Consider the following 12,640-nt stretch of genomic DNA (forward strand, 5'->3'; position numbering starts at 1 on the left):
CTCCCCGGCCACAGGTAAATTCGATCATGACCCAGCAATTCGACAGTACGGCGACACACAACTTCGAGCATCCGGGACCTGGCCAGGCGGCCGCGTTCATGCGCAACCCCTTGAAGGAGAGGGTGCGACCCCTGCTGATGGTGGGGCTGCCGGTGCTGTTCGCGGCGGTTGCGATTGCCCGTTACCTGGCGGCCGAGCCCTTCGTCTCGACCGACAACGCCTATGCCCGGGTCGCGAAAGCCTCGATCAATGCACGGATTTCCGGGCAGGTAGTGGAAATCGCGGTCGAGGACAACCAGCAGGTGCACAAGGGCCAGGTACTGTTCCGGATCAATCCGGAGCCTTTTCAGATCGCGGTCAATCGGGCGGAGGCGCAACTGAGCGTGGCGCGGCTGCGTATCGCCGGGTTCAAGGCCAGCTACCGGCAGCAGCAGGCCGAGTTGCAATCGGCCAGGGAGTCGGCGAGTTTCGACGAGAAGGAGTTCGCCCGGAAGAAGGCGCTGATGGCCACCGAGTTTGTCTCACGCTCGATCTATGAACGCGCGGACACCGATCTCAAGGTCGCGCGGCAACGCATCGCCGCTGTTGAACAGCAGATCGCCAATACCGTGGTGGCGTTGAACGGCAATCCGGATATCGACATCGACAGCCATCCGGCGATTCGCGAGGCAAAGGCGCAGCTTGACGAGGTGCAGTTGTACCTTTCGTATGCAACGGTCTATGCGCCGGACGATGGCATCGTCGCCAAGGTCGACGACCTGCAGGTCGGCAACTATCTCAACAGCGGTGCGCCGGCCTTTGCCTTGCTCTCGGCGCGGCAGGTATGGGTCGAGGCCAACTTCCGCGAAACCCAGCTGACCCATATGCATCCGGGCCAGACCGCGACCATCAGCATCGATACTTACCCGGATCATCCGTTCAAGGCCCGTGTCATCAGCATGAGCCCCGGGGCCGGCGCGGACTTCGCCCTGCTGCCGCCGGAAAATGCCACCGGCAACTGGGTCAAGGTGATCCAGCGGGTGCCGGTCCGGCTCGAACTCGATGAGGTTGATCCGCGCCTGCCGTTGTTCTCCGGCACCAGCGCCACGGTCACCGTCGATACCGGCTATCGCGCGCCCTGGTGGCAGCCGCTCAAAGGGTTGTTGACCGCGGGCAGCCGACAATGAGCAGCGCAGAGGGCGCGCGTGCGCTGAGGTTTGCCGCATTGCTGGCGACCTATATGCAGTCCGCCAACCTGCCGCTGCCGAACGCGGTGCTCAGGTTGCTGCAGGGCAGCTTGTCGATGACCGACGACCAGGCCGGCTGGGTCTTCACCTCCTACCTGGCGGCGAGCGCCATTACCTTGCCGATCGCCCAGTGGCTGGGTGGCCGTTATGGCCTGAAGCTGATGTACCAGGGCGCGCTGGCGATCTTCGCCCTGGGCCTGCTGCTCGCAACGTCGGCAACGACATCGCTGGAGTTCGTCGGTGCGCGGATTGTCCAGGGACTGGCCAGTGGTGTACTGGCGCCATTGTCGATGGCGATAGCCCTGGAAACCCTGGCACCGGCGCGGCGCGCCACCTTCGGCTCGACCTGGACCGCCATCGTCCTGCTGGGCATCGCTACCGGTCCGAGCATTGGTGGCTGGCTCGGCGAGCATTACGGCTGGCGCTCGATCTTCTATCTCGGTCTGCCGCTGTCGGCCTTCATTTTCCTGGTGGTGGCGCTCTGGTTGGCGGAGAAAAAGGCCGGGGCCAGGCAGCCCTTCGACTTCTTCGGTTTCGGCACCTTTACCCTGGGCATGATCGGCCTGCAGATGCTGCTCGACCGTGGCGAGCGCCTGGAGTGGTTCGCCTCGCCGGAAATCTGGCTGGAAGCGCTGGCCGCCGGATTGGGACTCTATCTGTTCGTGGTCCATGTGCTGACCGCAAAGGTGCACTTTGTCAGCAAGGGGCTGTTTCGGGATCGCAACTTCGTGTTGTCGACGGTGATGTTTTTCGCCCTGGGTTTTGTCCTGTTGTCGACCATGGCCTTGACCTCGCCGATGCTCGATGAACTGCTCGGTTATCCGCCCGACACGACCGGTGGCCTGACCCTGCCGCGAGGTATCGGCTTGGTGGGAGCCTTCCTGCTGATGAGCCGGGTTCCGGCTCGTATCGACCAGCGGGCCCTGGTGGCGGCGGGTATCGCCCTGGTGGTTTATGCCAACTGGCTGATGCTCGGCTATTCGCCGTTGATGGACAGCTGGCCGGTGGCGATTGCCGGTGCGCTGCAGGGTATCGGTCTCGGGGTGCTGATGCCGGCGCTGAGCAAGATGGCGTTCAGCACCCTCGATCCGAAACTGCGTCCGGAAGCCGCCGGGATTTTCAATCTGGTCCGGGTCTATGGCAGCACCCTCGGCGTAGCAGTGGTGCAGTTGTACTTCTTCAACAATACCCAGGCGATGCATCAGGCGCTGGGCAGCCACCTGACGGTGTATCGCGGCGCGGCATCGATGTCCTTGCCGAGCCTGGCCGGGCTCAACGAAATGATCACCGGCCAGGCAGCTTTTATCGCGCTGATCGGCCAGTTCAAGATTTTGCTGGTGGTGATGCTGGTGGCAAGTCCGCTGGTGCTGTTTCTGCGCAAGCCCGTTCCGACCAACTAGTGCTCGTGGAGTCTGGAAAATGCAATCCAATACGTTCGTCAGCAACAGACAGCGGTTTCCAGCGATGGTCGGGACGCTCTCGACGGTTGCCCTGTTGTCCGCCTGTACCGTCGGCCCGGACTTCAAGACGCCGTCGCCAAGCCCGTCGCAGCACTATGACCCGCAAGCCGAGCAACGTCTGGGCGGGCAAGGTGATCAGCACATCGAACTGGGCAAGAAGCTCAAGGGTGATTGGTGGTCGACCTTTCAGTCAACCAAGCTCGATCAGTTGGTTCGCCGGGCTATCGCCAGCAATCTCGAACTGGTAGCGGCTGACGCGACACTTCGGCAAGCGGCTTCCTCCGTGGCCGCGGCGGAAGGGGCGCTGTCTCCACAGGTCGATTTCGGCGCCCAGGCCGGCCGTCAGCGGATACACGCGAGCGCCGAACCTGCGGTTGCCAATTTCTATTCGGTCGGGCCACGGGTCGGCTTCGACCTCGATGCCTTCGGTGGCAACCGGCGGCGGATCGAGCAGCAGCAGGCGTTCACCGAGCTGCAGCAGCACCGCTACGAAGCGGCCTACCTGACGCTGACGGGCGATGTCGCCAGCCAGGCGCTGCTGGTGGCTAGCGCCAATGCGCAGATGGCGGCGGTGGAGAAGCTGCTGGCCAATGACGCGAGGAATCTCGAACTGGTGCGTACGGCCCAGCTCAATGGCGCCACCACGCGGATCGACGTGTCGCTGGCCGAAACCCGGCTGGCGCAGGATCGTACGCTGTTGCCACCCCTGGCCCAGCAACGCGATGCGGCGCGGCATGCGTTGTCGATCCTGGCGGGCAAGGGGCCTGCCGACTGGATCGCCGCGGATTTCGAACTGGACGAATTTACCTTGCCGGCCAACCTGCCGGTCAGCCTGCCTTCGGAAATGGCCCGCACCCGGCCCGATATCCTGCAGGCCGAGGCCGACCTGCATATGGCCAGCGCCGCGGTGGGTATCGCGACGGCCAATCTCTATCCCCACGTGGAGCTGTCGGCCTCGCTGGCACAGGCCGCTTCCGGCAATGGCGGCGCCGCGCTCTGGGGTCTTGCAGCAGGGCTGGCGGGACCGATCTTCGACGGCGGCACCCGCGAGGCCGAACGCCAGGCTTCTATCGACGGCTACCAGGCGGCGTTGGCGGGCTACCGGCAGACGGTCATCAGTTCCTTCGGCCAGGTGGCGGACACGCTGCAGGCGATCAACCACAACGCCGAAGCCAACCTGGCGCAGACACAGGCCTTGCGCGCCGCCGAAACCAGCCTGCACCTGAACCAGCAAGCCTATGCCCAGGGTGAAAACAGCATTCTCCAGGTGCTGGAGGCCGAGCGCGCCTATGAGCAGGCGTCGCTGGGGCTGATCAGGGTGCAGACCGCGCAGTATCTCGACACGGTACGGCTGTTCGTGGCGCTTGGCGGCAACGCCGTCGGCGCGGTGGCACGGCAGGTTGCCTCCGGCGAAATCAACAGACAGACCATGGAGTAACGACATGACTTATCAAGACACCCTTCGCGATACCCGGTTTCCACTTATCTACGGCAGCGGTTCGATGCCGGCGGTGGGCTTCGGTACGCTGTTCCGCGATCTTTCGGCGACCACCGAGGCGATCAGGACCGCGCTGCAAACCGGCTTCCGGCATTTCGATTGTGCCGAGCGCTATCGCAACGAAGAACAGGTCGGCGTGGCGCTACAGGAGGCGCTGGAGATCGGCAAGATCAAGCGGGAAGAGCTGTTCATCACCACCAAGCTATGGAACACCAATCACCGCCCCGAGCGCGTCAAGCCGGCGTTCGAGGCCAGCTGTCGGCGACTGGGTGTCGACTATATCGACTGTTATCTGATCCATACGCCGTTTGCCTTTCAGCCCGGCGACAACCAGGACCCGCGGGACGCACAAGGCCAGGTGATCTACGACCCGGACGTGACCCTGATCGACACCTGGCGGGCGCTTGAAAACCTGATGGATGAGGGGCGGTGCCGCGCCATCGGCCTGTCGGACATCACCCTGGAAGCCTTGAAGACGGTGGTCGCGGTGGCCCGGATCAAACCCTCGGTGGTCCAGGTCGAGTCCCACCCGTATCTGCCGGAATGGGAGTTGCTCGAGTTCTGCCGGGAGCACGGCATCATCGTCCTGGCGTTCGCGCCCCTCGGGCACGGCATGCAGCCCAATGTGCTGGAAGAACCGGTGATCACCGGGATCGCCCGACGTTTGCAGAAGACCCCGGCACAAGTGGCCCTGGCCTGGTCGGTACAGCGTGGCGTGGCGTTCCTGACCACCTCGGCGACACCGAGCCATATCCAGGAGAATTTCGACATCGCGACCTTGCCCCACCGCGCCATGCGGGAAATCCAGGAAGAGATCAGCACCCGGATACGTTTCAACTCGGTGGTGGAAACCGGTGTGCCTGGTTTTATTCCGCGTAAAAAATGATTCCAGGCATGATCGATGAATGATCGTTCCCACGCTCCAGCGTGGTAATGCAGCCGTTGACGCTCTGCGTCACAGAAGCGGACACGGAGCGTCCAGAGAGGCATTCCCACGCGGAGCGTGGGAACGATCGAGCGGGCAAGCCGGCTCCCACATTTGCGAGGTGGCAACGATGGACGTATTCCAGAGCATGCGGTTTTTCATCACCGTCGCGCAGAGCGGCAGCTTCACCGCGGCGGCCGGGGTGCTGGGCACCACGATCACCAATGTGTCCAAGGCCGTTTCCAGTCTTGAAGCCAGTCTGCAGACCCGGTTGATCAACCGCACCACGAGACGCCTGGCGCTGACCGAGGCCGGTGTGCGCTACCTGCAACGCTGCGAGAAGATTCTCGACGAAGTGCGCGAGGCGGACGAGGAGGCGGGGACGGCCCATGTCATGCCCGCCGGACGCCTGAAGATTCATGCGATGTCGGCTGTCGGCAATCACTACGTGATCGACGCCATCGCCCGTTACCGGGTGCTGTATCCCTCGGTCCTGTTCGACCTGACCCTGACCAATCGCCAGCCCGACCTGCTGGAAGAGGGTTACGACATGTCGATCGTGCTGGCACGGGAGCTACCCGATTCGGGATTCGTCGCCCAGCGGCTGGGGAGCACCTACAGCATTCTCTGCGCGTCACCGGCGTACCTGGAGAAGCGCGGCATGCCCGATTCGCCGAGCGCCCTCGCTGGCCATGATTGCCTGCGGATCGTCAACACGGTCATGCCCGTGGAACACTGGGCTTTCGAGGGGCCGCACGGCATGGAGGCCATCGATATCCCGGTGTCGCCTTTTCATATCAATACCGCCGCCCTGATGTTTACCGCCACTCGAATGCAGCGGGGCGCTTGGCGATGAAGGCCTCCATGCCTTCCTGCTTGTCATGGGTGGAAAAACAGACGGCACACGCCTGGGCCTCGGCCTGCATGCCGGAGCTCATGTCGGTGTTCTCCACGGTTGCGATGGTCCGTTTGATCTGGGCCAGGGCGATGGGCGCCAGGGCGGCGATCTGCGTGGCCAGGGCTTTTGCGTCTTGCATCAACTCGTCAGGCGCGCATAGCTGGGTGACCAGGCCGATTTCGAAGGCACGCTGAGCGTTGAGAAACTGGCCTGTCAACGTCATGTGCCGGGCTACGCCGCTGCCGACTACCCGCACCAGACGTGGCAGGCCGCCACCGCCGGTCATGATGCCCAGCTTCGCTTCCGGAAAACCGAACCGGGCCGTTTCCGAGGCGATTCGCAGATCGCAAGCCAGTGCCAGTTCCAGCCCGCCGCCGAGGCACCAGCCATTGACCGCGCAGATAACCGGCTGCGCCAGGGCCGAAAGACGGTTGTTGAGGTGGAGAATGCTTTCGGACAGCGCCATCGATTGCGCCGCGGTCATGGGGGCCATGTCCCGAATGTCGGAGCCTGCGGCAAATGTCCTGGAGCCGGCGCCCGTCAGGATAACAACACGCACGGAGCGGTTCGACTCCAGCACGGTGACGAATGCCAGCAATTGCTCCCTGACTTCGGCACTCAGGGCATTGGCGGCATCAGGCCTGTTGATCGTGAGGGTCGCGACCGGTCCATCGATGTCCATGATCACCACTTCGGCCTTTTCTGCAGCAGGCGGTGGCGAGGCCAACGGGATCCGGGCCTGGCCTTCACCGACTGACTGCCCGATGAATGCGTCAGTGTGCTGACCAAGCTCTGGAACGACCGCCGGCTTGCCTCGGACCAGGGTCGAAAAATGCACGGGCTGTTCTGGCAGGCGCATTTCCTGCCCGCCAATCATCCCCTTGCGGAACAGCGCTCGCGCGACGGCTTGGGGGCCGTCGACGGCACTGGCGACATCATCGATGGCCGCACAGGGGATTCCGGCCTGCTCAAGCATCTCGACGATACGTGCGACCGGTAGTGAACGACTCCAGCCTTCGATGGCGGCACGCAGTTGCGCCTCATGCTGGCCACGTCGTTCATCGCTGGCAAAGCGTGGATCCCGGGACAGGTCCGGGCGGTCGATGAGCAGGGCGAATTGTTCGAAAAGGCTGTTGTTGAGAATGGCGATGACGACATTGCCGTCCTGCGCCGCAAATGCACCAAAAGGCGCGGAGAACGGGTGGCGGTTGCCCGCCCGGGTCGGCGCCTTGCCGGAAACCAGGTAGCTGGCGGCGGCCGTCGGCATCAGCGTGAGCAATGAGTCGAACATTGAAACGTCGATCTGGCAGCCTTTTCCGCTGCCGTTGCGCTGGACCACTGCGGCCAGGATGGCCCAGGACGCGAACAGGCCGGCCGTGAGGTCACCGAATGCCTCGCCGACAATCATCGGCGGGCCCTCCGGGTCGCCGTTGATCGACATCAGCCCGGTCAACGCCTGGACGACCAGGTCGTACGCCGGTTTGCCCTTGAACGGACTGTGTTGGCCAAAGCCGGAAATGCTGGCGAAGATCAGTTTTTCGTTCAGCGCGCGCAGGGCCTCATAACCAATCCCCAGGCGGTCGGCCACACCCGGGCGAAAGTTCTCCACGACGATATCCGCGGTGCTCGCCAGTTGCCGTGCGACAGCCAGGTCCTCGGTTTTTTTCAGATCGAGGACGACGCTTTTCTTCCCCCGGTTGGCAAAGGCGAACAGGGCGCTGGAGCCCTCTACGAAAGGGCCGACATGGCGGTAGTCATCACCGCCCGGCGACTCGATCTTGATGACTTCGGCACCCAGGTCGGCCAGCAGCGCCGTCGAGAAGGGACCGGATAACACGCGGGTAAAGTCGACGACTCTCAACCCGGCAAGGGGGCCGGCAGACGTCGGATCCTGGGTTTGGTCGGAAGGTGCAGCGATGGACGACATAAAAACCTCGATCATTGTCTGGGCGGTGAGGGATGGCATGGACGTCATTGACTCGAAGCGATCGACTTTGCCCGAGCGTGAATTAATATAAACACGTCATGACAACCTAGGCAATCATGAATTCCTGCCGGGTGTCGGTTCCGCGTGGTGTGAAGGTCGGGTCATGACGCAGATGTGCCTGAATCCATTCGTGCTAGGATTGAAGGCTCTCTTAAAAGACGGGTGTCCCATTGCCTCTTCCTCTCTATCAGCAAGTAAAGGCCTACGTACTGGATGGTATCGCCAGCGGCCATTTCCGTTCGGGGGAGAAAATTCCCAGCGAGAGTGAGCTTGTCGCCGAGATGGGGGCATCGCGCTTGACCGTCAATCGCGCGCTTCGGGAACTGTCGGAGTCAGGAGTGCTGGACAGGATCCAGGGCGTGGGTACCTTTGTCGCGCCACCCAAGGTGGCCTCGACCTTCATCAAGCTGCACAACATTGCCGATGACATCCGTAATCGGGGACAGATCCTGACCATCCGGGTGCACAAGCTCGAACAGGTCAAGGCCAAGGCCAAGATCATGGCCGAGATACCCTTGAGCCAGGGCGCGGGCGCCAAGGACGTGTTCTTTCACAGCCTGCTGGTCTATTGTGCCGACGGTGTCCCCATCCAGCTGGAGGACCGTTTTGTTTCGGCACGCTTTGCACCGCTTTACCTGGAGCAGGATTTCACCCGGCAATCGACGACCGACTACCTTCAGTCCATTGCCATGCCGACCAAGTCGGAGCATGAAATCCAGGCCACGTTGCCCAGCGGTGCGGAGTCGACCCTGCTGGAGTTGACTGCCCCCGAAGCGTTTCTGGTGTTGACTCGCAAGACCTGGGTGAACGATGTCATGACCTCGTTCACCCGCTTTGTCCATCCGGGATCGCGGCAACGCTTCGTCGGTACGGCCCTGCTCAACGGCGCCCAGACCTGACGCAGCGGGGCGGCTGGTATTCACCGGCCGCTCTGCTCCCTACCTTTGCGGATGACCACTGGAACCCGGCCATGGAGCCGGGTTTTTGTTGTCCGCCGTTGCCGGAAAAATTCGTCTCGAAAAACTGTCGACAGCGCTTGAGCTGCGAGTTAGTTTATACACGTCATGACAACTTGATGACGTAAGCCGAAGTGAATCGAGTGGGTTTCGGTTCGACTGAATTGGCGCGCCGTTTGCAAGTTAGACTTCATGACATGTAATGACATTTAAATTCGCTGAGAGGTGCACCAAATGAGGATCGGATTTATTGGCGCAGGCGTGATGGGCGCTCCCATGGTGCGGCGCTTGCTCGATGCGGGTCACCACGTCCGTGTCTGGAATCGGACGCTGGCAAAAGCCGAACCGCTGGCCGCCCATGGCGCCCAGGTAGTGACGGCCCTTGGGGAAGTGGCGAGCGATGTCGAGTTGTTGATTTCGGTCATCGAGAACGGTGCCGCGGTGCGTGAGGTACTTTTTGCGCCGGAATTGCTCGATCAGGTGAAAGCGGGGTTGGTGATCGTCGACATGAGTTCGATCGCACCCCATGAGTCCGTGGACATCAGCGAGCGATTCCAGGCACTGGGCATTGCCTATGTGGATGCACCGATCTCGGGTGGCCCTGACGGTGCGGAACTGGGAACGCTGGCGATCATGGCGGGCGGCAGTGCCGAGGCCATCGAATACGCCCGGCCGGTGCTGGAGTGCATGGGGCGCGTCACTCATGTCGGGCGTTCCGGCGCGGGGCAGACGGTCAAGCTGCTCAGCCAGACAATTGCGTCGACCGCCATCACCGCGGTCTCTGAAGTGATGGTCCTGGCGACCCGGCTAGGCCTTGAGCCGGCCCGTGTCCGCGCGGCGCTGACCGGCGGTTTTGCCGACAGCAAGATGTTGCAGATTCACGGTCGGCGCATGGAAGAGCGCAATTTTGTTCCGGGCGGTCATGTCCGCACTTTTCTCAAGGACCTCAATAATGCGGCGGCGATCATGTCGGCAAACGGCCTGGTGCTGCCCGTGGCCGATCTTGCGCGAAGTTACTTCGCCCAGTTGTCGCGGGAAGGTCACGCCGACGATGACATCTCATCGGTGGTGCTGATCACCGAAAAACGCAACGCGTGTGCCTGAAGACGATCGGTGAGTTGACTACCCTTTGCGATGGGATGGTGTGCTCCTGCTCTTGAATGAGGGAAAGCCTGTGATTACGTTTGAGAATGTCACGAAGCAGTACATAGGTGGCACCGTCGCGGTAGACCGGCTGTCGCTTGTCGCCCCGACCGGGAAGTTGACGGTCCTGGTCGGGCCTTCCGGGTGCGGCAAGACAACGTCGCTGCGCATGGTCAATCGGCTGATCACGCCCAGTTCGGGCACCATCAGCCTGGACGGGGAGCCCACTTCAAGGATGGATGTGGCGCTGCTGCGGCGCCGGATCGGTTATGTGATCCAGCATGCCGGGCTGTTTCCCCATCGCACCGTCCTGCAGAACGTCGCCACGACGGCGTTGCTCAACGGTATCAAGCCGGCCAAGGCCCGCACGGTTGCCCTGGAACTGATCGAGCGTGTCGGGCTCACGCTGGATTTTGCCGATCGCTATCCATGGCAACTCTCCGGTGGGCAGCAACAGCGTGTCGGGGTTGCCCGGGCGCTGGCGTCGGACCCGGAATTCATGCTGATGGATGAACCCTTCAGCGCCGTCGATCCGGTCGTGCGCCTGCAACTGCAGGACGAGTTCCTGCGCCTGCAACGGGAGATCGGCAAGACCATCATCATGGTCACCCACGATATAGACGAAGCGCTCAAGCTCGGTGATCAGGTGGCCGTTTTCCGCACGGGCGGCGAACTGGTCCAGGTGGCTTCGCCACAGGAACTGTTGACCCGGCCGGCCAACGCGTTTGTGGCCGATTTCGTCGGGCGCGACCGTGGCTATCGCTCCCTCGGCTTCACGCCCATGGGCCACAACCTGCCGCTGCGTCCCGAACCGACCTTCAGGCTCGGCGAGCCTGTCCAGGCAGTCCGCCTTAGTGCCAATGAGCGCTGGGTCCTGGTGGTGGATGCCATCGGCAAACCGCTGGGTTGGGTCGATGCGCCGAGCCTGCGAGGCCCGGTCCAGGCGAGCGACTTGAACCTCAGTGGCACGCTTGCACCGGTCGATGGAACGCTTCGCCAGCTTTTCGATGCAACCTTGAGTGCACCGGGACGCCGGGGTGTCGTCGTGGGGCTGGACGGCATCCTCCTGGGCACCGTGAGCCTGACCGACGTCGCTGCCGCGCTGGGTGATTTCCAGGGTGCCCGGGACAGGAGCCTGTCATGAAGTTCGACTGGCTAATCCAGGAGTCCGGCACGATCGCAGGGCTGTTCTGGTCGCACCTGATCCTGTCAGTGGTGCCGGTGCTGATCGGGCTGGCCCTGGCGTTGCCGCTGGGCTGGGCCGCCCAGCGCAGCGGGGTGTTCAAGTCGGCCATGCTCGGCGCCGCCGGACTGCTGTACACGATCCCGGCGCTGGCGCTGTTTGTCCTGCTGCCTGGGATCATCGGCACGCGGATTCTCGACCCGCTGAACGTGGTCATTGCCCTGACGCTCTATTCGCTGGCATTGCTGGTCCGCACGGTCAGCGACGGGCTGGATTCAGTCCCCGAAGAAACGCTGCAGGCCGCCGACGCCATGGGCTATCGCGCCTTGCACCGCCTGGTGGCGGTCGAGCTGCCCATCGCCGTCCCGGTGATCGCCGCCAACCTGCGGGTCGCGGTGGTGTCCAATGTCAGCGTGGTTTCAGTCGCGGCGCTGATTGGTACACCGCAACTTGGCCTGTTGTTTTCGCAAGGGATGCAACAGCGATTCCTGACGCCGATCGTCGTCGGCATCGTCCTCTGTCTGCTGCTGGCGGTCCTGCTCGACGGGCTGGTGATCCTGCTGGCCGCACGCCTGACCTCCTGGCAACCGCGCAAGGTGCAATCATGATCGACTGGTTCCTTGATCCTTCGCACTGGACGGATTCCGAAGGAATCCTGGTGCGTGTCGCCGAACACCTGTTCTACAGCGCCGTTGCGTTGTTGATCGCGGCGGTCATTGCGGTGCCGATCGGCTTGTACGTTGGCCACACCCGAAAAGGCGTGGTCTGGGTCGCGGGATTCGCCAATATATTGCGAGCCTTGCCGAGCATCGGCCTGATCGTGTTGCTGGTGATTCTGTTCGGCCCGGTTTTCGCTTCCGACCTGGCCTTTCTGGTGCCGAGCCTCATCGTGCTGATCCTGCTCGCGGTCCCGCCGATCATGACCGGGACTTATGCCGGAATGGTCGCGGTCGACGCGGCTGTCGTCGACGCGGCGCGGGGCATGGGTTACCCGCCGCTGAGCCTGCTGTTGCGTGTCGAGTTGCCGTGCGCACTGCCGTTGATGCTCTCCGGGCTGCGTGGCGCCACGCTCCAGGTCATTTCCACGGCAACCATTGCTTCGTATGTCTCACTCGGCGGTATAGGCCGCTTCATCATCGATGGGCGTGCCCAGAACGATTATGCGCAGATGGCGGCGGGCGCCTTTCTGGTCGCTGTCCTCGCGCTGGCTGTCGACCTGCTGATTGGCCTTCTGTCCTCTGTTCTGGTGTCTCCCGGGCTGACCCGAAAGATGCCGAAAAGTGCTCGACGCAGTTCCATGGGTTGACGGATCGACCCACCAACCTTCCCCCTGGGATCCTTGAGAGAGTTCAGACCATGATAAA

Annotated in this window: 10 protein-coding genes and 1 pseudogene; 10 read left to right on the forward strand and 1 reads right to left on the reverse strand. The window is 62.8% G+C overall.

What is annotated here, in order from left to right:
• Positions 1-26 precede the first annotated feature (26 nt).
• From HX851_RS13875 to HX851_RS13895, 5 genes and pseudogenes are all read left to right on the forward strand, one after another.
• Positions 27-1,166 carry an HlyD family secretion protein gene (locus tag HX851_RS13875; protein WP_177059881.1) on the forward strand — a complete coding sequence of 380 codons (1,140 nt, stop codon included), beginning with the start codon at positions 27-29 and terminating at the stop codon, positions 1,164-1,166.
• Positions 1,163-2,626 carry an MFS transporter gene (locus HX851_RS13880; RefSeq protein WP_177065723.1) on the forward strand — a complete coding sequence of 488 codons (1,464 nt, stop codon included), beginning with the start codon at positions 1,163-1,165 and terminating at the stop codon, positions 2,624-2,626. The genes HX851_RS13875 and HX851_RS13880 overlap by 4 nt, the downstream gene beginning before the upstream one ends.
• A 19-nt stretch (positions 2,627-2,645) precedes the next feature.
• Complete coding sequence (locus HX851_RS13885; RefSeq protein WP_177065725.1) at positions 2,646-4,124, forward strand: efflux transporter outer membrane subunit; 1,479 nt, start codon at positions 2,646-2,648, stop codon at positions 4,122-4,124.
• Between the two features lie 4 nt (positions 4,125-4,128).
• Positions 4,129-5,070, forward strand: coding sequence for an aldo/keto reductase (locus HX851_RS13890; RefSeq protein WP_177065727.1), 942 nt, complete (start codon positions 4,129-4,131; stop codon positions 5,068-5,070).
• 169 nt (positions 5,071-5,239) lie between these two features.
• A pseudogene (locus tag HX851_RS13895) lies at positions 5,240-5,935 on the forward strand (LysR family transcriptional regulator); the annotation flags it as partial.
• Here HX851_RS13895 and HX851_RS13900 read toward each other — a convergent pair.
• Positions 5,928-7,982 (reverse strand): CoA transferase, encoded by a 2,055-nt coding sequence (locus HX851_RS13900; RefSeq protein WP_439899217.1) that lies wholly within the window; start codon positions 7,980-7,982, stop codon positions 5,928-5,930. The pseudogene HX851_RS13895 and the gene HX851_RS13900 sit on opposite strands and share 8 nt — an antisense overlap.
• Positions 7,983-8,164: 182 nt before the next feature.
• On the opposite strand from HX851_RS13900, the gene hutC reads away from it, so the two are divergent.
• The 5 genes from hutC (at position 8,165) to HX851_RS13925 (ending at position 12,582) form a co-directional block, all read left to right on the forward strand.
• A complete protein-coding gene (hutC, locus tag HX851_RS13905) occupies positions 8,165-8,893 on the forward strand; it encodes a histidine utilization transcriptional repressor HutC (RefSeq protein WP_177059871.1) in 729 nt (242 codons plus the stop codon).
• Positions 8,894-9,184: 291 nt separating this feature from the next.
• On the forward strand, positions 9,185-10,054 hold the full coding sequence (locus HX851_RS13910) for an NAD(P)-dependent oxidoreductase (protein WP_177065732.1): 870 nt from the start codon (positions 9,185-9,187) through the stop codon (positions 10,052-10,054).
• 70 nt (positions 10,055-10,124) lie between these two features.
• Positions 10,125-11,237: an ABC transporter ATP-binding protein gene (locus HX851_RS13915; RefSeq protein WP_177059867.1), complete on the forward strand. Its 1,113-nt coding sequence runs from the start codon at positions 10,125-10,127 to the stop codon at positions 11,235-11,237.
• Complete coding sequence (locus HX851_RS13920) at positions 11,234-11,884, forward strand: ABC transporter permease (RefSeq protein WP_177065735.1); 651 nt, start codon at positions 11,234-11,236, stop codon at positions 11,882-11,884. Before HX851_RS13915 ends, HX851_RS13920 begins: the two co-directional genes overlap by 4 nt.
• Complete coding sequence (locus tag HX851_RS13925) at positions 11,881-12,582, forward strand: ABC transporter permease (protein WP_177059863.1); 702 nt, start codon at positions 11,881-11,883, stop codon at positions 12,580-12,582. Before HX851_RS13920 ends, HX851_RS13925 begins: the two co-directional genes overlap by 4 nt.
• The last annotated feature ends 58 nt before the right edge of the window (positions 12,583-12,640 follow it).

Source organism: Pseudomonas gingeri (assembly GCF_013385635.1).
Lineage (GTDB): Bacteria > Pseudomonadota > Gammaproteobacteria > Pseudomonadales > Pseudomonadaceae > Aquipseudomonas > Aquipseudomonas gingeri_A.